This window comes from Planctobacterium marinum, assembly GCF_020687805.1.
Classification (GTDB): Bacteria; Pseudomonadota; Gammaproteobacteria; order Enterobacterales; family Alteromonadaceae; genus Planctobacterium; species Planctobacterium marinum.
Genome location: NZ_JAJEWQ010000009.1, coordinates 37,486 through 61,706 on the forward strand (window position 1 = coordinate 37,486; position 24,221 = coordinate 61,706).

At 40.4% G+C, this 24,221-nt stretch carries 18 protein-coding genes and 1 pseudogene; 3 read left to right on the forward strand and 16 right to left on the reverse strand.

What is annotated here, in order from left to right; all coding sequences use genetic code 11:
• Nucleotides 1-135 precede the first annotated feature (135 nt).
• Nucleotides 136-1,566 (forward strand): hypothetical protein, encoded by a 1,431-nt coding sequence (locus tag LJ740_RS21345; protein WP_229531166.1) that lies wholly within the window; start codon nucleotides 136-138, stop codon nucleotides 1,564-1,566.
• Nucleotides 1,567-2,260: 694 nt separating this feature from the next.
• Here LJ740_RS21345 and LJ740_RS21350 read toward each other — a convergent pair.
• From LJ740_RS21350 to LJ740_RS21390, 9 genes are all read right to left on the reverse strand, one after another.
• Nucleotides 2,261-3,259, reverse strand: coding sequence for an SPFH domain-containing protein (locus LJ740_RS21350; RefSeq protein WP_229531167.1), 999 nt, complete (start codon nucleotides 3,257-3,259; stop codon nucleotides 2,261-2,263).
• A gap of 278 nt (nucleotides 3,260-3,537) precedes the next feature.
• Nucleotides 3,538-4,149: a transglutaminase-like domain-containing protein gene (locus LJ740_RS21355; RefSeq protein ID WP_229531168.1), complete on the reverse strand. Its 612-nt coding sequence runs from the start codon at nucleotides 4,147-4,149 to the stop codon at nucleotides 3,538-3,540.
• 125 nt (nucleotides 4,150-4,274) lie between these two features.
• Entirely contained in the window at nucleotides 4,275-5,108 is an 834-nt protein-coding gene (locus tag LJ740_RS21360) for a M48 family metallopeptidase (protein ID WP_229531169.1), read from the reverse strand.
• Entirely contained in the window at nucleotides 5,108-8,410 is a 3,303-nt protein-coding gene (locus LJ740_RS21365; protein WP_229531170.1) for a type I restriction endonuclease subunit R, read from the reverse strand. Before LJ740_RS21365 ends, LJ740_RS21360 begins: the two co-directional genes overlap by 1 nt.
• A complete protein-coding gene (locus tag LJ740_RS21370) occupies nucleotides 8,410-9,045 on the reverse strand; it encodes a retron system putative HNH endonuclease (protein WP_229531171.1) in 636 nt (211 codons plus the stop codon). Before LJ740_RS21370 ends, LJ740_RS21365 begins: the two co-directional genes overlap by 1 nt.
• Nucleotides 9,029-10,393, reverse strand: coding sequence for an AAA family ATPase (locus tag LJ740_RS21375; RefSeq protein ID WP_229531172.1), 1,365 nt, complete (start codon nucleotides 10,391-10,393; stop codon nucleotides 9,029-9,031). The genes LJ740_RS21370 and LJ740_RS21375 overlap by 17 nt, the downstream gene beginning before the upstream one ends.
• A gap of 20 nt (nucleotides 10,394-10,413) precedes the next feature.
• Entirely contained in the window at nucleotides 10,414-11,646 is a 1,233-nt protein-coding gene (locus LJ740_RS21380; RefSeq protein WP_229531173.1) for a restriction endonuclease subunit S, read from the reverse strand.
• On the reverse strand, nucleotides 11,636-13,159 hold the full coding sequence (locus LJ740_RS21385) for a type I restriction-modification system subunit M (protein WP_324255645.1): 1,524 nt from the start codon (nucleotides 13,157-13,159) through the stop codon (nucleotides 11,636-11,638). Before LJ740_RS21385 ends, LJ740_RS21380 begins: the two co-directional genes overlap by 11 nt.
• 44 nt (nucleotides 13,160-13,203) lie before the next feature.
• The gene (locus LJ740_RS21390) at nucleotides 13,204-13,839 is read right to left on the reverse strand and encodes a restriction endonuclease subunit S (RefSeq protein WP_229531174.1); all 636 of its coding nucleotides are present in this window, start codon (nucleotides 13,837-13,839) and stop codon (nucleotides 13,204-13,206) included.
• A gap of 197 nt (nucleotides 13,840-14,036) precedes the next feature.
• Here LJ740_RS21390 and LJ740_RS21395 point away from each other — a divergent pair, with 197 nt between their 5' ends.
• Both LJ740_RS21395 and LJ740_RS21400 read left to right on the forward strand, forming a co-directional pair.
• Nucleotides 14,037-14,672 carry an SET domain-containing protein-lysine N-methyltransferase gene (locus LJ740_RS21395; RefSeq protein WP_229531175.1) on the forward strand — a complete coding sequence of 212 codons (636 nt, stop codon included), beginning with the start codon at nucleotides 14,037-14,039 and terminating at the stop codon, nucleotides 14,670-14,672.
• A gap of 250 nt (nucleotides 14,673-14,922) precedes the next feature.
• A complete protein-coding gene (locus LJ740_RS21400) occupies nucleotides 14,923-15,207 on the forward strand; it encodes a hypothetical protein (protein WP_229531176.1) in 285 nt (94 codons plus the stop codon).
• 12 nt (nucleotides 15,208-15,219) lie between these two features.
• On the opposite strand, the gene LJ740_RS21405 is transcribed toward LJ740_RS21400, so the two are convergent.
• From LJ740_RS21405 to LJ740_RS21435, 7 genes and pseudogenes are all read right to left on the reverse strand, one after another.
• Nucleotides 15,220-15,744, reverse strand: a complete 525-nt coding sequence (locus tag LJ740_RS21405; RefSeq protein WP_229531177.1) for a hypothetical protein — start codon at nucleotides 15,742-15,744, stop codon at nucleotides 15,220-15,222.
• Between the two features lie 149 nt (nucleotides 15,745-15,893).
• On the reverse strand, nucleotides 15,894-18,059 hold the full coding sequence (locus LJ740_RS21410; protein WP_229531178.1) for an AAA family ATPase: 2,166 nt from the start codon (nucleotides 18,057-18,059) through the stop codon (nucleotides 15,894-15,896).
• Nucleotides 18,056-18,496: a VPA1267 family protein gene (locus tag LJ740_RS21415; RefSeq protein WP_229531179.1), complete on the reverse strand. Its 441-nt coding sequence runs from the start codon at nucleotides 18,494-18,496 to the stop codon at nucleotides 18,056-18,058. The genes LJ740_RS21410 and LJ740_RS21415 overlap by 4 nt, the downstream gene beginning before the upstream one ends.
• A 10-nt stretch (nucleotides 18,497-18,506) precedes the next feature.
• On the reverse strand, nucleotides 18,507-19,193 hold the full coding sequence (gmtX, locus tag LJ740_RS21420; RefSeq protein ID WP_229531180.1) for a gamma-mobile-trio protein GmtX: 687 nt from the start codon (nucleotides 19,191-19,193) through the stop codon (nucleotides 18,507-18,509).
• On the reverse strand, nucleotides 19,193-22,081 hold the full coding sequence (gene gmtZ / locus LJ740_RS21425) for a gamma-mobile-trio integrase GmtZ (protein ID WP_229531181.1): 2,889 nt from the start codon (nucleotides 22,079-22,081) through the stop codon (nucleotides 19,193-19,195). The genes gmtX and gmtZ overlap by 1 nt, the downstream gene beginning before the upstream one ends.
• 7 nt (nucleotides 22,082-22,088) lie before the next feature.
• The gene (gene gmtY, locus LJ740_RS21430) at nucleotides 22,089-23,552 is read right to left on the reverse strand and encodes a gamma-mobile-trio recombinase GmtY (RefSeq protein WP_229531182.1); all 1,464 of its coding nucleotides are present in this window, start codon (nucleotides 23,550-23,552) and stop codon (nucleotides 22,089-22,091) included.
• Between the two features lie 146 nt (nucleotides 23,553-23,698).
• A pseudogene (locus LJ740_RS21435) lies at nucleotides 23,699-24,196 on the reverse strand (SPFH domain-containing protein); the annotation flags it as partial.
• Between the last annotated feature and the right edge of the window lie 25 nt (nucleotides 24,197-24,221).

Consider the following 24,221-nt stretch of genomic DNA (forward strand, 5'->3'; position numbering starts at 1 on the left):
ACGGACTTTTTTGGTTAAATTTGTTATCGCAGGTACTAGTATATAATCGACCCAAGTTAAAATAGAAAAAACGCAATTTACTCATTATTACATTGTTAGCTCTATGATGAAAAAAATCGAATTTTTGAGGCGAAAATGACTACAGAAATTATTGCAAAAGAAGAAGGGTCGCTCTTAACAACGGATATCACGAGGTTCGAAGAGTATCTCAATCATCTAGGATTGCCGACTGACAACATCATTGCAGAAGTTAATGAAAGGCAGGTAATCGAGCAAAACCTACCCGGCTTTATAGCTTCATTACCTGATGAAGTTAAAAGAGATGCGCGATACTTATCGAAGTTCGTCGCTGGCGCCGCAGTCGGTCTTTTTGATGCATCCTTAAATTATGTATGGAATGAGGTGGTGCTAAGCCTTCGTCAAAAGGCAGTCGTTTATGGATTGGATATGTTTTTCGATGCTGCGGTAGGTGGTAGCCGTCGTGAACTTTATTCAACCGAAGAAGACTTGTCGGGAATTAAAGACAACACACTTATAAACACATGCCGAAAACTAGAGCTTATATCAGATATCGTTTACACAAAGCTTCAACATATACTTACTATGCGAAACGACATCGGAGCTTCGCACCCAAACACCTATTCAATTAATGGTTTTGAATTAATGGGATGGCTGCAAACTTGTGTTAAGGATGTTCTTAATGACAAACCTTCTGAATCAGCCATTCAGATAAAGTCATTTGTAGATAATCTCAAGGTTTCGGTAAGCGTACTTAATGACGCTACCATTAAAAGCATGGAGCGCCCACTCGCCAACCTATCGCTGCAAAATACAGACAATTTACTGACAAGCATCTTTGGCGTATACACGGCTGAAAAGACAGGAAATATTGTAAGAAAAAATATTGCACTGTTTGCGCCACATATATGGCAGAAAAGTAGCGATAACGTTAAGTATAAGCTTGGAGTCATGTTAGATGGCTACCGAAATAATCTGTATGAAGAGAAACACAAGTTAGGAGTAGAGTTTTTTACTTTTTGTGATGGGAATAAATATCAGTCGTTAGAATCCAGAATTATAGCTCTAGATGGTCATGCCGATGATCTTCTGGAAGCTAGATATGCATGGGACAACTTCTATAATGAGCCGCCTCACATGCGAAAATTATTAACCTTCCTAGATACTGAAAACGATATCCCCCCCGAGCGCGTGAACAAAATAATAAAGATCGTTTTGATTTGCAGAATTGGAAAAGGCATTTCCTATAACTCTGGCGTGTCACCTAGCGGAAAGCCACTATATGATAGATTCTTATCCTTATTGGGGGATGAGAACATTATCTTGGCGCTAATCGCCATGCATTCAAACGAAGTTAGAGTAAATCTAGATAATAAATATTGTCAGCAGCACATGGTCAGTATACTTAATCTTTTCAAAGAAAATGCTCGCAGTGAGAGGATTCAGGAGATTCTCGATTACTTGATAAAGAACGAAAAGATTCTTCACAAGATACATAACGATAAGACTTATAAAGAGCTGACAAAGAACCATATAACGTGGGGCTAAGTAGCACTGCAATCGGATAAATTCTTGCTTCGCTCCTAATGCCTAATACGCAGGTGCATCAGAATATGCACCAATTTAACAGTGACCACGGCGTAAGTGACTGGCCGCTATGGTGTGGTTACTGTCAATAATACTGTTATGAAAGTAACAATATGTACCGAATTCAGATAGCACGTGCACCACTGTTGGTCTATGGGTGAGGGGCACTAACTCACAATACTTCACTGTTCAGATTTCTGACATTTGAAATAAATAGTGAGCTAATTTCTGACATTTAATGGCATCTTGGCCTCAATATTTGTTGGCTCGAATACTAGTTCAGTACAGTACGAATGCAGCTTACTTCTGGTCGTGAAGTTGAAATACTAGATTTCGCAAATCAGGTTGTAACTAATTGGGAGTCGTTCTTCAATGCCAACAATATTTAACAAAGCAATCAAGCCTGACTCACAAAAGTTAGCTGCACTCCACTTCGCTACACAATTTTAGCCAACTGTTATCCGCCGCTTATTTGAAAGTTAGCCTTCAGATGAAAGCCACTTCTTTCGTTAACGTATAGTGAAAAGTGTAAAAACCTTTTATCATCAATGTTTTATCGTTTTTCACCGTTACAGCAAGAAATTTAAGAAAATAGTGAAATCAAAGCTTTAAATTTCACTATTTTTCAAACATGTTTTGATGCATGTTAGGTTATTTACTCTTCAGCTGATTCCTTTCGATTAAGCGCACTTAGCATAGACGCTATTTCACTGATATTCGTTTGCCCACCTGTGTTTATAATAGCGGTATCGCTATTTCTTGATGCTGTGACTAATGCGTCTTGCTCACCCACACGGCTCAGAAACTGAAGAGCAGTGTTAGCATCAACACCAGACTCGACTAAAATTTTCACGGCATCGGCGGTAGTTTCTGCATAAGCCTTCCTCGCATCGCCAACACGTTTCATTCTGATCGAGACGCTCTCTCCATCAGCTGTGGCTTCACCAACTTTTTCTGTTTTGATTGCATCTGCTTTGAATCGAGCTGCATCGTTGAGTCGTCTTGCTGCTATCACAGCGTTTGCTGACTCTTCAACCTCTTGAGGTAATTGCGGCTCATCAGCCACGACTTTTTCAATTTCAACACCATAGTTAATAAAATAGTCTGATAAGCGCAGTTTGGCTTCATCAAGAATTTTTTCTTTTGCGTTAAAAATGTCTTCGAGGAGTACGTTATTAGCCACAGGTATTGCACTATCAGTTGCAATACTGACAATCTGGTGCTCAAAGTAATCTAAGTTGTATGCTGATTTAAAGGCCTCTGAAGTATTTTCTACCACTTTGTAAAAAACTTTGAGTGAGATACTAAAGGTAACCTGATCTCTGGTTTTGAGACGCAAAGGAACTTCAATTTCTTTAATGTTGGTGTCGCTAACTTTATCTACCCATGATAGAAAAGGTATTTTGAACGAAAGCCCCGGAGATGCTGTTCTCCAGTACTTTCCAAGAAAGACAATGTGCTTTAGCGTTTTTTGACGAGTGATTACGACCGAAAACAAAAGAAATACCAGAATAATAACGGTAAGAACTATGTTAACTAAATTCATAAATCCAGATTTCTCCGTGTGGCTCTTTGGGTTGATTTTCGAAAAAAGGTAACTTCCTCTTTCCATTATCCATGCGAAGCGGGCAACACTTTGATTTTGGCCGCTCATAATAGGACTTTTTACATTAGCCTAGAGGCAGTAACCTGACCAGATAATTTTGCTCAAGAGCTTAATTAATTGATAACCTCAACTAGATTTAAATTGAGATTGATTGGCAGGGCTGGTTGTGTCTAGAGCGGACGGTTATTTTGAGCAAGTAGTGGTCCAAGCAGTGCAAGTGTAAGCTCGCTTCCACCTTCTGAGTTTACGTCGCTTTCAAGCTTTTTTTACAATCTATGACAGTAATGACGCAGCCCCTAAAAGATGCATATGAAATTAAAGAATATCTAAAATGACAGACAGCAATTGTCATTTTCTTTGTTAAAACATCTATATTGATTTCCATTAAATCCTTCTCTCATGCCTAATTCTCCATTCAATTCGCTACTATCAAATGTTGTATCTAATGCTAACCATCGAGTTCCACAGCTCGATAAGGCTTTATTTCCCTTGTAGCTCTCATCAACCGCATAAGCGGCAAATACATGTCCCGGTTCTCCTTCATTTATTTCATTTCTTCTGATGATCGTTGTTCTAATTTTCAAAGCTTTTAATACAGAAGATACTAATATTGCATGGTCTTCACAATCTCCAGCTCCATCATAAAGTGTTTCTTGTGCAGTCTTAATAGTGTCGACTTCGTCATATTCATAAATGACATTGGATTTAACGGCATCTTCAATTCTGCGTATTAAATTTGAATCCAGTTCTTGTCTTGTAAGGTTGTGACTTAAAACAAAATCCTCCGCTGCCTCCTCGGAAAGTTTTAAAGCCTTTTTATAAGAATTGTAATCATATCCATCAGGAATATGGACGAATTCTTTCGAGCATGAAGCCGTGAGTATGAACGATAAGAATATTAGCAAAATTCTCATTTTTACCTTCAGTTCGCTATCCATGAAAAATTATTGTGGAGGAAGCGGGCGGAAAATGCCACCTAGTTAACGACGTTGTTAACCATTCAATACTCCGATAAATATACACAGAAGAAGCGCTAAGAGCCGAGTTACCAAATTAAAAGCTGTTACTCATTCAAATACATCTCTGCCATTTCATCCAGTTTTGCCTTTACTTCTTGCCAGTTAGGCATGACCTGCGTTAACAAACGCCAGAAGCGCTCACTATGGTTGTGCTCAGCAATATGACAAAGCTCGTGCAAAATCACGTAATCAATGCACTCTTTGGGGGCTTTGACGAGGTGTGGGTTGAGTATCAAGTTACCATTGGTAGAGCAGCTGCCCCATTGTTTTGTCATCGCCATAAGACGAAATGAAGGAATACCAGAAACCCAATTGGCCTTGGGCAACAGAACAGCAAGCCGCTCGTGAAAAATTGCCTTGGCTTTTTGCTTATACCATTTATCGATTAATGGTTTAATTTCCACCAACCGTTTATCGCAGTCTTTGCTGACTTCCCGCTTTATTGTGACGTTAAGTTTTCCACGGCTGAGTTTCACGTTTGGTAATTGTTCGGCATCAACCATAACCTTCAAGACATAGCGTCTACCAAGATAAAACTGAGTTTCACCACTGACATAACGTTTCGGCGAAACCGTATCTTTTTGTTTGGTAAAACCAGCAATACTTTTCCAAATCCATCTTGCGCGTTTTTGAATGGCTTCATGAATTGCATCCTCACTTGCATCATTCGGCACAGTGACGACTACTCGCAGGTCAGGATGAACCTTTATGATGGCCTTGCGAGCTTGGCCTCCTGTTGATTCTGTAGGTTTTAACTTGCGGATCACATCATACACAATGGTATCGTTACCGTAGGTAAACATACCTCGTTCATTAGTTATCGTTGCGCTTTCTTGAGCATTGTTAGAGAAAGCAACAGCGTGTTTTGCCATTTCCATTAACCCCGCGCTAATCCTAGTCGGGTGATTTTGAGCACCTCCTCAATCAGCTTTTGAGCATGCTCAAGGCCAACCTCCGCAAACAGCATAGGTAATAACTTGTTATGGATTGCATTTTCGATTTCAGCGGGGTTGATTGAATACTCAGCAACTGCGGTATTGACCACTTCATCAATATTAAATGCCAGTGCCACCAGTTTGTCGTTGTCTAAAGCGTTATAAGCTAAAAGCGCAGAATCAAATAAATGTTTAAACAAACCAAAGTAGGCCTGAGCATGTTTATTCAGCTTGCCTGTGTCATCAACAAAATCATTGGGCACATCAGCAATTTTACGATCTTTTACTTGCTGCTCAAAATCAGCAAACAAAATGTATTGCTTAACTGGCGCATCAAACATTGCCTTGGCATCTTCAATCGCTTTTTTGAGCATGTTGGAGAAGTATTCCTGAGCATAAGGATCATCAGCTAAGTCTTGCTCAATCATTTTGGTGATCCGTCCGGTGATCTTATCTGTCTGGTTACGAGCTTCGTCCTCACTCATTTCCTGAGGTTTTGTGTTTTTACCCAAATTACCCACCAGATAAGCACCTTCAGGCTCTTTTACCTCGATACCTGCAATATGCTTGTCAAGAAGGCTTCTGATGTCTTCAGCGTATTCATCGTAGTTTACGGTTTCATCAGCATCTTCGCGCACCTGTTTGCGCAGATCGACGAAAGCTTTCAGGTCACGCTTGTATAAATCACGTTTATCATCGAATGACTTATCTTCAAAATACGTTGCTGATTGAAGTGCCACTTTCATGCAGTTTGAAAATGCGGATAATGCGGCATAAAAATCATCTCGTTTCTTCTGATTGGTATCAGTGAGTTTCCCCGCAATATCCTGTATTTTTGGCGCTAACGCCTGCCGTAAAGCAGGACCATCTTGTTTGTTCTTTACACCCTCAAATATTGCCCATAACTCACTATGTAAACCCGGAAGTTTTTTGTATTCCGTGTCCATGCGATTATAAAGGCCTTTCAGATCGTCAATATCAAAGCCACCTTGGGTACGTTCTGCGAGATCTTGGTATTTTTCAATGGTGGTATCAAGTTCTTTCAATATGCCACGGTAATCAATCAGGTAACCGAATTGCTTTTTGGTGTGCAAACGGTTTACACGGGCTATTGCCTGAATCAGGTTATGCTCTTTTAAAGGTTTGTCGATATAAAGTACCGTGTTTTTCGGTTCATCGAAGCCCGTGAGCAGCTTGTCCACCACAATCATGATGTCAGGGCCATCTTCTCTGCCATAGTCTTCAATAATGGCTTTGGTGTAAGACTTCTCGTCCATTTTATCGACATTATCCTTCCACCAGTTTTGTACGATGTCCTTACTTTCCTGATCAACAGCTTCATGGCCTTCACGAGTATCAGGAGCCGACATCGCAATGACAGATGTAACCGTACCAATTTTATCCAAGGCCTTCTTATAGCGAATCGCAGAGGCTTTAGAGTCGCAAGCTAACTGGCCTTTTAAGCCCTGTTGTTTAAAGTTCTGGAAGTGATCCGCAATATCATAAGCAATCAGATCAATTCGCCCTTCAGTTTGATAGATTTGGCCTTTTTGTGAGAATTTTTTCTTTAGATCAACTTTTTGTTTGTCGCTGAGTTTACTGGTGCTGCGTTCAAACCATGCATCAATCGCTTTATCATTAACATTCAACTCAGGAATACGCTCTTCGTACAAAAGCGGTGTTACTGTTTTATCTTCAACCGCTTGTTGCATGGTATAGGAATGAATGATTTTGCCGAACTTGTTCTCGGTCTTATCATCCTGTAACAGAGGTGTGCCAGTAAAAGCAATATAAGCAGCTTTAGGCAATGTCTGCTGCATTCGAATGTTATTCTCGCCGTTCTGGCTTCGGTGTCCTTCGTCCACCAACACAATAATATTGGGGCTATCGTTATAACACTCCTTGTATTTAATTGCAGAACCAAATTTGTTAATGATCGAGAAAATAACCCGTTCATTCCCTGTGCCGATCTGCTCCGCCAAACGCTTCCCAGTCGTTGCCATCGCGCCTTTCTTATCGCGGTCTGTAAGTACACCACCAGAAGCAAATGTGCGGCTTAACTGGTCCTCTAAATCTACCCGGTCGGTCACAATGATTACCCGGCATTGTGCCAATTCTTCTAGCCAAATAAGCGCTTTTGATAAGAACACCATAGTAAATGATTTACCACTACCCGTGGTGTGCCAAATAACACCACCTTCACGAGCACCTGAGTCATCAAAGGTGTTAATTCGTTCAATAAGTGCTTTTATGCCAAATACCTGTTGATATCGAGCGACAATCTTGCCTGCTTTTTTATCGAACAAGGTAAACAAACGAGTCATATCCAATAGGCGCTCAGGGCGAAGCAAGCTAACAATAAGCCTATCTTGATCGGTAACAGTTAAGTCACCCGCAGCAACCAATGATAGGTAGTCATCTTTCGCTTTGGCAGGACGATGATTAAACAGCTTATTTAATTGTTCATCGCTCAGTTTATGATTTTTTAACCTGACAAATTCCGCTTCAGGAATTTGCTCTTCTTTCCACTTCGCCCAGAACTTCTCAGGAGTACCGCAGGTAGCATATAAACCATCATTCCCGTTTACTGCCAATAGTAATTGGCTGTATGCATACAAATGAGGAATTTCCGACTGTCCCTGATTGCGAATATGCTGCGAAATCGCCTCACCGTTAGTAGATTTCCCCTCTTTATTTGAGTCTGGTCGTTTCGCTTCAATGACCACCAATGGCAAACCATTGACGTAGCAGACAACATCAGGGATGCGATTACCAGTGCCTTCGGCATTTTGAACCACTAACTCTTCAGTAAAATGGAATTGGTTGTTCTCAATATTGTGCCAGTCAATTAGCTTGATGGTGGGAGAGGCTTTTTTTCCGTCGATGAATTCGGTAACGCTAACGCCATACATTAAAGCATTATAGATTTTCTCATTAGCCGCTTTTAACCCTAAGTTCATAGCAGGGTTTAGCTCATGCATAACCTTGTCAATCGCCGCTACTGACAACGAATGCTGCTTACCTGCAAATGAAAATTTTTGTTTAGCTAAAAAGTCACGCATTACATATAGCAAAACAACCTGATGAGTGCTTTTCTTCTCGCTGGCTAAAGTGTTACCACGAAGCGCTTCGCATTCACTAGGTGGAATGAAGGTATAGCCCATATTAGTTAACAAAGTCAGTGCGGGTATTTTGGCGCTGAATTCTTCTTGGAAATTGGGCGTTGCATTTTTTTGATAAAACATTAATCAATCCATTGTTTAAGTATATTCACCAATACAGGTGAGAATGCTTCTAGCTTTCCATCTATTGGGGTTGTAATATCATCTAAAACCAAATCAATTAGCTCGTCATCCTCTAGTCCTTCATTGGGGTCGATACCATTAACCAAGAGCAATGACTCTGTTAATTGTTTCCGCTGCTCAATAAGTGAACGGTTATTTGCTAACGTATCACCTAAGTTTAAAACTCTAATCGTTTCTTTGGCTCTTTCACTGAGGCCAATCACTTTTCCACTTAACTTAAATTGCAATTCGGATTCGCAAGCTTCCATAAAAGGAGTTAAAGGTAGTGGCTGTGAACCGTGAGATTCATCACATTGCCTTGGTGTTGTGCAACTCGCAACTATATTAGTAAAATCAAGACTACGATTAGGTGCTATATGCCTTGCTTCAACATGCTCATTCATTGAATCTTGATTTGTTCCAGTGATTTGCTTTGAGCAATAAGCACATAAAAAATGTTGCTCTTTTGCACACTCTATTCGAATTTCATTTCTTTCAGGTGCTTCTAAATCACTGTATTTACCATATGGGTGCGTTCTTTTAAAATTACTAAGGCTTGTCGGCTCAAACCCAACTCTTTTAGTTATTGTTCGCAATTTTCAACTCCTGCTTTCTAAGTAATAACCTAGCTTTAGATAGCTCCAGATTATTAGAGGGAAGAGCTTTTTCTAATTTATTTAATTGCCTGTATGCTTCGTCAATATTTGAATCATGTATTGAGTCGAGTAAATCACTCAACATCTCACTTATATCGGAGTTACGTATATCTGTGTCCATAATTTCAAGTAATACAGTATTCGCATCTAAGCCAAACAGCGGAGGTAAAGGTTTAACTTCATCGTGTCCAATAAGATAGGTTAGTACGTTTTCGCTATCGCTTATCACTAGAGGTGAGTGAGTTGTCAAAACAAATTGGCATTTAGGAAAAGTATTGGTCAATTGAGTAATCAAAGTCCGCTGCCACCTTGGATGCAAGTGCATATCAACCTCATCAATTAAAACAATGCCATCTCCTGTTAACGGGTTTTCAAGATTGGGATTCATGACAGCCAAACGACGAGCAATGTCTCCAATTAATGCCATTAAAGACTTCTCTCCCTGAGAAAGTTGTGCGACATCAAAAGACTCGCTTCCCTTATCAATAGACATGTGTAACCGGGGTTTGCGCCGAACCTTTAAATTGGAAAACTCAGGCATAAATTTATAAATCGCTGAGCGAACTGCGCTTAATTGTCGGTCTTTACTGGAAGCTTTGAGTTCTTTGAGTTTTGTCCATGTGTCTTCATCTTCACCTAACATTCCTCGAATACGCTCAAATATATCGTCCGACAAGCCCGATTCATTTTCGGTATCTTCTCGATTTCTAAACCACTCAAAAAAACGTCTAAAATCGACACCTTGCGTTAAAGATTTATCGAATCCATCCAACTGATGAAACGTATGCTTACCTCTAATTTTTAGGGGAACGTCCACAACTACTCTCTCTACTGAGTAGAACGCCACTAAGGGTAATGAAGCTTTTTCATTGTGAGTCAACTTTTCGCGATACAAATCTGCTAATGCAGTTACCCCTGTGTAATCACTTTTATGGTGTCCCTTGCGCCCTTTTCTCGATTTAGCTATACGCCAAAAGAAGCTGTTGCCATATTGGAGACTAAATAAGTCACCATCGTAGTGATGCACTTCAACATCTATAGCCCCGGAGCTGTGACCATTTTTTACTACCAGTTCAGGTATTGGACTGCCTTTCCCTGCCTCACTTTGAATTCTAGCTGCTAACCAACTCAAAGACGTTGCGAGTGCCTTTAAAATTGAGGTTTTTCCAGACCCATTATTGCCGACAAAAACCGTTACGTTGACATTTTCATCTTCGAGAGGAGCTAGTGCAACGGGCAACTCTTTAAAACGACCAACATTGTGTAAAGTTAATTTTTTAATTTCCATTGATTCGCCTTTAAGTCAGTTTACTCTAATTTAACTCTACGCTTGCCTGTTAACAATTGCTGCATCAGTGCTTTTTTCTCTTGTTTTAAATCAGCAAGTTGTTGTTCTAACACTTCAATTTCTTGGTCTGCATTGATCAGCACGGAAGATATCTTTTGTTGTTCATTGAAGGATGGAATATGAACCTTGAAGTTACTTAATACTTCTTTTGTTATAGTCTTAATTGTTCCGCCCGGAGCCTTTGTTTTTTCGATCTCAAATAGCTTTTGTATCGTGTAGGCAAAAAAGACTTTATCCATAGGAACAATAAATTCTTGAAACAATAGAACCGTTCTGTCTACGTAAGCATCATATTGCGTTATTGCAACTCTACCAATAGACCCTTGTAACGACACAATAACCGTTTCTTTTGGCATGAATACACTCTTACCAATAGCAGCATCACTGATTTTGATCTTGGTATCAGGTTTTAGCTTCATATTCTTATCGATATCGTAAACTTGGATAAATGGATATCCATTAACTTCATCGACCCATGCGGGATTACCATAGGGCTGCGGGAAACTGCCTCGTCTATATTTAGCAAGGTTTTCTAAAGTAATCTCTTCCCACACACCCTCAAACGGTTTACCTGAATCATCAAGCAGTCGTTTTTTCCCAGTAAGCAGTTGTTGCATCAGGGCTTTTTTCTGCTGTTTGCTGTTGTCGATTAGGCGCTCTGTGGTGCTAATCGCTTTATCCCAAGTGGATAGAATTGTGGCGATTTTGCGTTGTTCTGGGAGTGGGGGGACTAGTGTGGGAAATTCCTTCAACTGAGTGGAGTTTATACTTGCCAGATTGGTACTTCTTTTAGCGCAACTTAAGAAGTAAGTTTTTCCGTAGTAACTTGCTGCCAACGCCGCAAGAAAAAAAGAATCTAGAATACGACTATCAGGGCGAACTGCGAATACGTGATTTTGATGCAAACATGGCTGAATCTGCTCTAACCAGACGTCTCCCCGGCCTAATTTATCGTAATCCCCTCCCTCGTTCATTAGAACATCGCCATATTTCAACGAATACCGCTCAAGTTTGTCCTGCTCTACCTCAATTTTTTTAACTTCAGTTAAATCAATATATCCATCCTGAACATTGGCGACGCGTAAATAAGGAACTTGAACAGGATTCTTAATATCTTTTTTTCCTTTTGCAACACCAGAACGAACCTCTGCAATTTTTGCAAGTGCAATTCTGCTCCAACCTTCAGGCACCATACCCCAACTCCTTTAAGTAGCCTTCCATTTCTGCTTCAAGAGTTTGTAGCTCTTCCTTCAGTTGCAAGCGCTCTTTCCGTACTGCCACTAAATCAATTTCTACCTCTTCCTCAAACGTATCAACATAACGGGGGATGTTGAGGTTAAAGTCGTTTTCTTTAATTTCATTAAAGCTGGAAAGGTAAGCATACTTATCAACACTGTCCCGCGCTTTATAGGTATCGATGATTTTTTGGATGTTATCGCCAGTTAACTGGTTTTGGTTTTTGCCTGACTTGAACTCACGACTTGCATCAATAAACAACACATTGTTATCAGCCTTTTGCTTCTTAAAAATCAATATTGCAGCTGGGATACCTGTACCAAAAAACAATTTTTCTGGCAGGCCAATAACAGTATCCAGCAAATTCTCCTCAATCAGTTGCTGGCGAATTTTGCCTTCACTTGACGCTCTAAATAACACACCATGTGGCACCACCACAGCCATCCTGCCAGTCACTGGCTTCAGGGTTTCAATCATGTGACTGATAAACGCGTAGTCACCTTTAGTTTTTGGTGGAATGCCTCGCCTGAAACGCCCAAATGGATCGCTGCTGGCATCTTCATGCCCCCACTTATCGAGACTGAAAGGGGGGTTAGCTGTCACCACATCGAAATGAAGCAACCCCTTGGCATCTTTATCTAATAGCAGGGGATTGCGAATGGTGTCACCCCATTCTATTCGGTGATTGTCTTCGGCATGCAGGAACATGTTCATTTTGGCCAGCGCCCACGTGGAGCCAATAGCTTCCTGCCCGAACAAAGCGTATTTTTTTGAATCCGAGTTTTTACGTGCCATAGCGGCACACTTTAGTAGCAATGAACCACTTCCTGCGGCGGGGTCGCAAATCTGGTCACCTTCAACAGGCTCTAATATCGAAGCGAGCAGTGTTGAGACTTCTGGTGGCGTGTAATATTCGCCAGCCGTCGCCCCGCCACCTGCGGCAAAGTGTTTAATGAGGTATTCGTAGGCGTTCCCGATGACGTCGAGGTTGCCAACCCGTTCCGCTCGCAGATCTAAAATGTCTTTGGCAAAGTCTTCCAGCAAATGACGCAGTAAGTCATTCTTCTGTTTTTCCTGACCTAATTTGTCGGTGTTAAAACTGATATCTTGGAAGACATTTTTTAGCTTACTGCCATTGGCTTCTTCAATTGCATGTAGCGCTTTATCAATGCGCTCGCCGTTTCCCGGTTCGTAACGTTTTTCGTGTAAGTCCCAGAAACTGGCACCTTCTGGCAATACGAATCGTTGCTTCGACATCATAGCGCGAATGAGTTCTGGATTATCACCAAATTGAACAAGTAGCTTGTTGTATTCGTCTTTATATACATCAGAGATATATTTTAAAAATAACATGGTGAGGATGAAATCTTTATAGGTGTCAGCACTGATGACACCTCTGAAAGTATCGCACGCGTTCCATACCGCTTTGTTGATATCATCTTGATTTATTTGACTTTTTATTGTGTCCACTGGTTTCAAATCCTTATTAGTAATATTGTTAAATTGGGTTGATGTCAGGCAACGCTACCCAACGCCTGCATTGCAATGGCTTCAAGTTGTTTTTGCCTGTTTTCAATAAGCTGTTGCAGTAATTCCTGCTCTCTCACTGCCTTTCGAAAAAGACCTGTGAGCTGTTTCTGTTTTTCAGGCGGTAATATCTTTACAGGAACATTTTCCAGTACCTGACGTCGAATACTCAGATACATTGAGCCTTCTGCTGTAGTCATGAAATAACGCTGTGCAGGTAGTTGATTAAGTTGCCAACATAAAAATTCAGGCATAATCAGGTTGTGCGCTTCAGGCTTTAAGCGCACAACAAAAAAGTGAGGTGAACATACTGTTTGCTCCGGCACATCCTCTGCAAACACACTGTAGTGCTTTACGCCTTTTGAGACGAACAAGACATCGCCATTTTTCAACCAGTCGGGCTGCTTTTTAGTCGTTAGCACTGTTTTAGTAACTGAAAGGTAATCAACCCTTCCAGTGACGTCAGTATCTTTTACCTGCACCACATTAACATCACCTTCGTCATCGTGAGTTACTGAACCACGAAATGGGTGACCCGCCCGGACAGTCGCAATTTCTAACAACTTCACGCTTTCATTGATGATAGCAACCTCCTGAATAATTAAGCCCGGTCGTTCAAACAAAACAAATGGTGAGCACCGAGCCAAACCCCGCAATGTGAAATATAAACATCTTTTTATCTTAATATGTTTGCATTGTTGTCATTTATTACCGCCAATGTCAATAATTTGCATCATTTTGTTATTGCATATTTACCAATATCAAATCACCTGTTAGTTTTATTGCAGTATTTGTTTATTGCAATAAAAAGAGAGATTCCATGTACAAACCAAAGGTAATAGTTAGAGACTCAGATGTTCATGGTTTAGGTGTGTTTGCAAAACAGGACATTGAAGAGGGCGAAATAATTCTGACAGAGCGTAGTCACGTATTTCACTATATGAAAAGTCACGAGATACGCATAAAAGCCAGTGATGCCTGTTTTCTGGTTAAAAAGCTAATTGAAAAAAAAGCAATGATGAAACAATTCAAACAGCTGAAACTAAACTGTGATGAAAAGCACTCAGTTAGTATGCCGGATGCAGATAACCGTTTTCTGAGAAGGTTGTCATATGAAAATAAATTGCCATTCGAAGAACTACGCGACATCTGGAAAGTCGTCTGTCAGTACTACATGAGAATAACGTTTCCGCCACAGACATTTCGAATTCAACTCTCTCCATTCTGTAACAGGCTAAATCACAGTAACAATTACAACGCCGCCGTAGGACATGCATGTCGTTCATACACTGCGTTTTTGAATAATATAGTCGTTGTCGCTGCGATGCGTCCAATTGAGGCCGGGGAGGAAGTCACAATTTGGTACTTGCCTGAACATCGTGCGTATTACGCTGATTTAAGTGCCATAAATCACGATTTGAAAAGGCTTTATGGTTTTGAAAGCCAGTCTTTGTGAGATGCAGGCAAGTCATTTTACGCATATTTGAGTTAGCTCAGGCATGCGTAGCCAAAGATAAAAAACAAAACAGGAATCATGATTTCGTAACACTTTCAAAATCGCAAAGTGAAGGCCTTTATATGAATGACACAAAAGAAACTGAAAATGACAACGCAAAGCAACACAACACAACAACTCAACACAACCTAAAACTACAAAAAGGGAAGTCAGCCATGGCAGCTTTCTTGATACTGTAACGAATTCAAATGTGCCAGCTCGTACCCCGGCATTAAATGGAGCACGAACCAAAGCCAAATCGAGTAATAACCACGGTGGTGCCAGAAATGGTGCCGGACGCAAGGCTCCAAATGGCAAAACTAAAGTAATGCGGATACCTGTTCAATACATCAATGCAGTTCAGGCATTGGTTAACCACCTAAAAGCTCAAAGTGAATCTCTGGAGGTTGAGCCAACCAACATCTATTTGCGGGACTTGAGAGATCGCCAGTTAGATTTAACCATTACGTCCCAACTTCGCCGCTTGAAATCGTAATGATTTCAATGGTTAGTGGTAATTAAAATCTGTATCCCACCACCTATATTGCATTACTACGCCTACGAACGGAGAGCTTGTTATTTCCAGATGTGTTTTATGGTACACTCGTTCAGTAATTTTGGATAACTGCGTATTAGGTATTACCCCATCACTTATTCTGGACAACCGATCAGTCAAATTCTGGAATACCCGATCGCTTTGCAAATAGTTTAAAAAAGTAATGCTGTTTAAGCGATTTAAATTAGTGAGGATACCTGTTCTTAAAAGTATTGAAACTGAAATTGGAAAAAGCCTCAAGGAGCTTTCTACACTGCGTTTGAACTCCTCCTTGACCCATTTTCCCCTTTCAATAATTTGTCTTCTAAGAACAGCAATCTCAAGCCATGTATCCATTGAAAGCACATGAATGATTTCAGACTGATCGGGCAACCGGGAACGATGGTGATCGGGAAAGCCGGAATCAGTTATCAAGTGCACCAGAATATGCAAGAACCGATCACTATCATTCACATCGGCGGATAAGCATTCATCCATGAATTTTTATTCTGTGTTAATTTGTAACTTTTGAGCGCGACTTGTTCCAACAATTCGGGAGAAATCGGTGTGTTTGTGTCATTGGTTTAGCTGGAAGGGAATTTTTCAAGCGGTAAACATCGGGGTGTCGCCGCATCCATGCGGCTTTGCTAGTTTTGGCGTAGCAGCTCAACTAAATAGCTGTTTCGCTTATGTGAGTTGCTGTCGGTTGTTGTAATATCCCTAAAATCATCAGAACTACCCACAATATGAATTTCAAGCTCTGCACGAGTGATTGCAGTATACAACCACGCTTTATCAACAATTTTACCTTTCTGTAATGCGATTATAACTCTGGGGAACTGCGAACCTTGGGCTTTGTGAAGGGTTATTGCATAACCCAGCCCCATGCAATCAAGCAGAGATTGTGTGATTTCAACCCTGTCCTTCGTATCCAGTGTTACTTCACCGTAAATGTCACCTGATGCTTCAACGCTCGTTAGCGTGCCAAGAGAGCCGTTTTGAACACCTTTGTCATAGTGATTTTGTGTGAATAGTATTGCGTCGTTCAATCTTAGGTTTTGGTAAAACTGTTCGCCATGCAACTCAAACTCAAGCATGCTACCATTTGAATTAACATCTTCTTGGGTTAGTTTATTGATTTCAGCCACTAGTGCCTTAGTGGGTGCCATAATGCGACTGCTTTCAGGTGACTGCTTATAGAGTCCACAACACACCTTTGCTATGTCGCTCTTAGCGGTCTCATGGAAGTGAATAGCGCCTGTGCTTAATTTGTTGGGCACGATGCCGTCGTTAATGAGTAAGGAATATTCAGGGATCCCCGTTGATTCTTCCTGACGCTCAACGATTTTCAGCTTTGTATTTGCTATGACTCTGGAGTCAACAATATCTGCCAGCACTTTGCCACAGCCAATCGGCGGCAATTGGTCTGGATCGCCAGTGAAGATTATGCGAACCGATTGATGAATGTGATTTACCAATTGATACATGGTTGGCAAATCAATCATACTAGCTTCGTCAATAACTAGCAGATGCTTTGGTTGACGTAAATTTGGCTCAACAGGCCCATCACGTAACAACGCAGCTATCGTTGAGGTAGAAAAACCAATCGATTCGTGCAGGCGCAAAGCCGCTCTACCACTAAGTGCCACTGCATGTATTTCGAATCCCATTTGATGGTAGGTTCGAAGCACGGTTCTAAGCACAGTAGTTTTACCTGTACCCGCTCCGCCAGTAATACAGCTTGCTGCATGGTCCAGACACGTTGTCACTGCCTCAAACTGTTTCTCGTTTAGTCCGTATGGCAATTCACTAACAGCAGAAACAAAGGCTGCATTTGCATCATTATCATAAAGGTTGTTAAGGCAAGCAACAGCCCTCAGTCGTCTGGCAACGACATTTTCCATTAACAACTGCGCCGTTGGATGATAGGTGCCAGTGTCAGGATTCAGAATGTATTGCGCCTTATCGTGACCCGCTTTGAAGGCTTTCGCAACTAACTCTTTATCTTTAAGAAGTTTAGTTAGGTATGGTCGCAAAATAGCCTGAGTTGTATATGTGTGGCCTTTTTCGATTTCTTTTCTAATGGAAGCTTCAAGTGCTGCACTTAGTCTACGATGGTCACAATCAGTGACTTCAAACCGATCTTCCTTAACCAGTATGTCAATATCTGAGAAGGACATACCAAAGCCAATCAGCACATAAGGATTTTGCTTGATGGCCTCAATGGAATCTTCTCCATGATGCTTCAATAAGCGCTGTTGAATACTTGCTGGAATCTTGTGATCGGTCATCCAGTTGCAGTAGGCCAGATTCTTGTATTTGGCGTAGCCTGCAAATAACGCATTGACAGAGTCTTCACTCAGGACGTTTCTAAGCCGACCTCTTGAATCTGGGGTATCTTTTTTAACTGTGGAGTGAAAGTTCTTACCTAGCAGCTTCCAGAGTGCTCTGGCTTTGCTTTCTCCAATGCCTTTAAAGTCAGCTTCTTTTGCGATAAAGCGAATGAGTTGCTCTCCCGTTTCTGGCAGGCTGCATTCGATGTGTTCTGGCGATTCATAAGTATGCTGCTGCATCATGTAATCGCCCGTTTCCATTTCTTCTATCGAGCGCAAACCTTTTACCGACCAGTGTTGACCGAGAGTGGGTTGAACGGGAATTTCATCTGGATTGGCTTTAATCGTGACGTAATACTTCCCACTGTTGGTCTTGTATGAGTTTTTTTCCAGTGGTACGCCACTGAATATCACCATCTTTGACGAGCAGTAAGGGATACTAGTGACTCGCATTTGGTCTTGATGCAATTGGGTGCTCATCGCGGCATGAATCCCATTTCAGATAGGGTTTCATTCAGCTCACCAAATCGCTCTAGTTTACTCTCCAACTCCTTAACCTTGGCTTTCAACTCGATGTTTTCAGCCTCTAGGGTAGACACTCGTTGAGAGTCGCGCAGCTTGCGATTCGCATTGCTGTCGTATGACTTTGGTTTATCGGTGTTGTTTTTGGCAGTTTTGGTCAGTTGTGGCAAAATGTCCCGCTCTGGAGTACGTAAATCATCTTCTAACTTCTTGAGTTCCTTTTTAACTTCTGGGTTCTGATTGAGGGCTGACACGCAGCAACCTACACCTTTGGCCACTTCGATGCGTTTCAGCTGCCCATTATGGATTATTTGTTTAAAGTCTTGGTCGGTCTGAGTTGCAGCCCAAGCTTTAAACGCCTCAAGGTTCTGTTTTGCTTTTTGTTGTCCATTCATGCCGCTCATATTAGTTGGCCTCTACGTCCAGAACGGTTAAGATCTTTTCAAGCGCTGTTTGTAACTTTCTGTCTGATATCTGAATTTCTTCATTTTGCTCTGTAGTGAGAATGAGTGCTCCTTTGTTGTTGTAATGAAGTCTCGTTCTTCTGAGGTATTTTTCATCCAATAATTGTAATAATGTTTCCTTCTCTGAAGTAAGAAGATTAGGTAACGCAGCTGATTCAGGCTTCTGATTACCGATAACTTCAAGATCATTGCAAGCATCATAATTGGGAACTTCTAGCACGATCTTAGATTTAAGGTTTCTCAAAGTGTCGTTTTCGTTTTTGTACTTTTTAAGATCTGCTTGAAGACGTCTAACTCGATACTGTGAAGCAGTATCAGGAATATCATCAATCCAGCTATCTTGTGATTTCACAACAGGCTTTAAACGCTTTTCTTCATAGATTTCAACATATTTATCAAAAAGTGTTCTGTAACGCTTGCCTGCTTTATTGACTATGGACTGATAAGCAGGACCACCGCGTTTGGAAGCTAAGTCTGACACGTATTGTAAACTGAACGTTTTGACATTATTTTCAACGTGTTCGTCAAGCACTTCTTTCAATTTTTTCAGTTTGTACTGAACATCCGAACGTGCACCCGACTTAAGATCCTCATACAAATCCTTAATTTCTTGATTTTCTTCAGTCATTATAAGGTTCCAATATTAATCGTACTTGACAGCGCATTAGCTTGAATTGTTAGCTGTTTAAGTTCACTTGGTTCAAGATAATCACGAAGCATATTTCTTTGTTCAGCAACATTATCTAACTGCTCCCAGCCACCGAGTTTTTTAACAAGATCACTTATCATGTAATTGCCAAGCTTCTGTTGTTGCTCGATTGATAAGCTAAAAAATTTAGAACTTATATCATTATCAGATAACAATTTATCAATCTTCTGAGAGCGCTCGATAACGGCATGTTTTGAATCTGAGAACATATAAACATCAGCATTTTGACAAACTTCATTTAAGTGTTCGAATTTAGATACTTCACGCAGATCCACCGAAAGAATTGATTCATTCATGATCATGGGTAAGTTCTTGTTATTACCAGCGGCTGACTCATTATTAAGAAGCCCTATCGCGGCATCAGCCAAGCGGAACGTGGCAATAACATCTGACATAGCTGAGTCAATTTCGGTTGCGGCTGTTTCATATACTGATTGCGCTCTTGATAGCTCATATGCTTTTTCAAATCGCTCACCTGACATTTCACATTCATCACGCAAGTCTTTTAAATTCTCAAGCTCTTCGCTTACCGTTTCCATCCGTTCCTTTGCATCATTTATTTTCAACGTAAGTGCGTCTGACAGCGCTTTCAGGCTGCTCAAATGAAGAGCAGAGGTCATAAAGAAACGGCAGCGTACACAGTTAGTTTTACCAATAACCAATGATGTTGGAACCGGAAGACGGAAACTTGCTTTATCAGCTACTTTTTCACCACCTTCATGACAGCTTTGACCACCAACAGGGCAGAGGCCAACCCCCTTATCTACAAACGAACTGCCATTAAAGTTTTCTATATTTCTTAATAACCAGCCACTTTCGTTATCAACGTATTGGGGTATTAAATCTTTGAATTTTTGGTCAAAAATTGCATCTTGAATGGAGCGTTCACTATTCGCCAGTGCGTCAAGTTCAGCTTTTTCAAAAGCCCGTCTCATGGCTGGAACTCTAACTTTTGAGTAGTAAATGGTCATGACCACGCTAGCGTGTCCGACTAGCTTTGCCACTAAAGTTGGTGATAAATTATGGTCAACCAAATAAGCAGTAATAAGGCTCGCTCGTAAGGAATGCGGTGAATAGTCTGAGCTATAACGATTCAAAACCCTTTCTACATCGGTTTTAGTGCTTCCTTCACCATGGTACTCGACTAATTTCAAACGACTGTCTTGAGTGAAATAAAGTAAAATAGGCAAGCCATTTTTTAATACAGAAGTGTTTAAAGGTAAGGAACGAAGATTTTTATCTTTGGCTGAAGGATCACGGAAAAGGAAACACTGTTTACCTTTATAACCTCTTCGATTAAGCCTAGAGTCGCTTACATGACTACTTTTTTTGATAAAGCTATTCGACCACTTAACCGCTTCATCAATAGGGTTGTATTTGATTTGCCACTCCCTGAGTCGAATAAGCCACTTTGCCAAGTGTAAAGGCATGTAAGGAGCTGAATAACCTCCTTCAGCATTTTTCGTTTTATTGGTTGTACAGTAAAAACCTGAACTATCATTGTCATATTGCTTAATAAACCCTTGAGGCTTTTTAAAAATGCCTGCAAGTGGATTAGGGTTCGGTTTCCATACAATCTTATTATCCTCAAGGTAAGGCAGATAAGGATCGGCTTCACCTGAGTCATTCCACATAATTTGTTGCCCACGCACCGTTAGCTCTAAGAGTGTAAGCATCGCAACAGTACGAACTGGAGACCACATTTCATGGATTATTTGCTTGTGGCGACCTAATTTTCTATGAGAAATCTCGCGTGTACGCCACACGCAATTGGGGTCATTTTTATCTATTTGCGATTCTTTAACTTCAAAGTAGTCAGCTTGATAGATATCAAGCGCATCTTTCAAATCAGAAAAAGTATTTGCTTCATTAGGACATAAAAACTCACGCCCTTTTTCTATGTATGCAAACGGCAAAATAGCCTTTACTGTTTCATTAGGTCTCCGCCTTGATACTTCTCCGCCCAAAGAATAATTTTGGTAAGGATTCCTAAATTCAGGTAGCCACGTAATTTCACCTGTATCTTCATCTTCATCTGCGCAATACTCTTTTAGTAGCAGGTGAAGATATTCATTAACGATTGAGACCGTATTTGTGTCTTGCTGTTGTTTTGAAAATGTTCCAATAAAGTTTGATAAGTTAGGGGCTTTTGACTCCATATGAAAAAAAACAACGGGGTTGGGGGCGACATTACTCTCAGCAAACCAAACCAAAAGCTTCTCAAGTACCATTGTTCTTTTGGCTATGTTTGAGCCTGTCGCTATATATTCTTTAGCTTTTTTAGCCCAACTTTCCCATTCTTGATATTTATCGAGAAACTTATCAAATGGCTTTGCTTTGTAATAATGCAATTCACCGACAAAACCATTTGTTTTATTGGGGTGAGCGCGTAAATATGGATTATTTTTGGCGTGCCTTATGTATTCTGCCGAACTGTCTATTTTATGCTTATTGATATACTCGATAACCTTGTCCAGTTCCCAAAACTCAAACTTAATCAAATCGGAAAAAGATTTGGCATGAAAATATTTCACAGGGTCTTTTGGGTAATTAGGTGATATATGAACCACATCCTCTTCATATTGAACTCTTTTTGTAATAGCTTTTTTTTTCATTAGTTTACGAAAGCTATCCAACGTTAATTCTTTTGGGAAGACCTCATCATATTCATATTCATCATACGTTTGAATAATTGATAAAGGAGCCTTAGGATTCTCCTTTTGCCATATCGTGTATTCCGACAAATCTTTAAGCCCAGTTTTATGCACCTCTTCAATTAACTCTTGATATGTGTAATATTTTTCCATGGACGTTTTAATCTCCTTTATCCACTACGTGGAGATTACCTTCTGAATATCTTCTAAAGTGATTAAATTCATTTAAAAAATCATTTGCATTGAAATAATTAGTTTTAGAAGTGTCATCATCACTACCTTCAAACAACTTAGCTTCCGCTTCTCTTATAGCACTAGCGGCCTTTCGTTTTTGCGCATTTATCGTATAAGCTTCTTGTGAATTAATACTTTTATGATGCATTGCTTCTTTGATAATCATCCTATCAACATTCAAATCTGTTAGTTTTTCACCATATGCGTGTCGACTACCGTGAGGATTGTTTCCAGAGTATTTAGATGGATCATACCCCAGTTTAATAAGTGCCTTTTCACGAGCTTTACGATACTGTTTTATCGTGGCAGGGTTCCCTTTTTCATCAGTGAACAAATAAGGGTGCGGATGCAATGGATTCGTTTTTCTCTGGTGTTTTATGTAGTAGTCGAGAGCCAATGTGAACCATTCCCATTGAAACGTCGGAAACATTTCAACTTTTATTTTTTTCCCCTTGGTTTTATATCCAGCTTGCAAGTTCCCTTGAATCTTAGTGCGAGGCTTCAGGCCATATTTTTTTTTCAGATATGCTTTGATATTGTCGTGTTTGTTACCCGGCTGATTACACCAATATTCAGGAGCTTCGCCATGTTCTGGGTCTTGTATGGTAATTGTTACACGATCACTTTTTGTAGGATCAGGCTTAATATCTGAAATAAAAATGTGAAATGGCTCACTAATTCTTAAACCCGCGTAATGCATAAGCATTGTTATTAAGACATTCTTTATATTTAAAAATGATGCATCATGACGTTTATATTTATACCGCCAAAAGCCGTTCAAAATAAGATCTTGATTAACACTTTCTTTTGTTGCTTTTATCTCTTTTCTATCGCTTCGTGTCTTATACTTTTTCACTAGCTTTGCTGATTTTGCTTTTTCAGTCGCGGCTTGGTCATTCCATGTGTGGGATAAAAATGAATTGTTCTTCTTGTGATGATATGCTGCCAGCGACATAATGCGTTCACTTTTAGAAGCCTCGACTGATGGGTTAAGTAATAATTTTTCATCTCCAGTTTTCTCATAAAGAAAATCAGAAAACTGAGTAATATGTTCAATTATTGAGTTTGCGTGTTCAGCAGAAATTGGTTCCCAGTATAATCCAAATAAATCATTTTCATTTTCATCGATAGTTCCGTCAGGAAGAATTTCAGCAAATGCTTCAAACATAACACGAGGATTCCTGTAAGCCCCTTTAGTTGCTTCAGCAAAATCAAGTAATTTAACAATCGAAGATGATGACTTGCTTAACCAGCTTTGAGATTTTTTCCTGTTTTTAATTAAATAATTAATGTGAGCGGGAAATATGCCATTTGATGTTACGACAACGCGACTCGAAAACGGCTCTATATTAAGAGGAGAAATTGTCATATTTTGAGTCAGATTTGACATTTGTATTTCACTACAAAGTGGTAACTTGGTATATACTAGGGGGATTCATTGAAAATTACAAGTTTCGCTTTAGCTAGCGGGTGAGTCAAAACAGGAAGTAAATGAGTGGAAAAAATACGAAGTGGTAGAAATATTTAGGGGGATACAATCTCATAGCGCATCACCTGGATACCCCAGGGAGATGAAGCTTCATTAATTTGCGACACTATCCGCGCATTTAAGGTGTCCCGCTCTTCAAAGGTTTTATCCAGTTCGATTTTGCCCAGTTCGGAACGCATTGTGGTTTGTGCCAGTTGCGTTACCGCAAACACGTAGTCCTCAACGCCGTAAGTGGCTTTGTATGGGTCCAGTACCCGGAAATACAGCACGCCATCCACAGACAAAGAGATATTATCTTTGGTAATAGCAGACTGGCTGGGCACATCTACCGCCTGCTCTTTTAATGAGCGATCAGCTGCCACTTTATCAATAAAGGGCACAATAAAATTGAGTCCGGCTTCCTTAGTAGATTGATATTTTCCGAAACGCTCAACAATAAAAGCGCGGTTTTGCGGCACAAACTTAATGGATGAGCGCAATATAACGATGACCAGCACCAGAATAAAAACTTGCGGTGTCAGCAAGTATTCAAAGATCATATCCATACATAAATTCCTTGAGCAACATTTG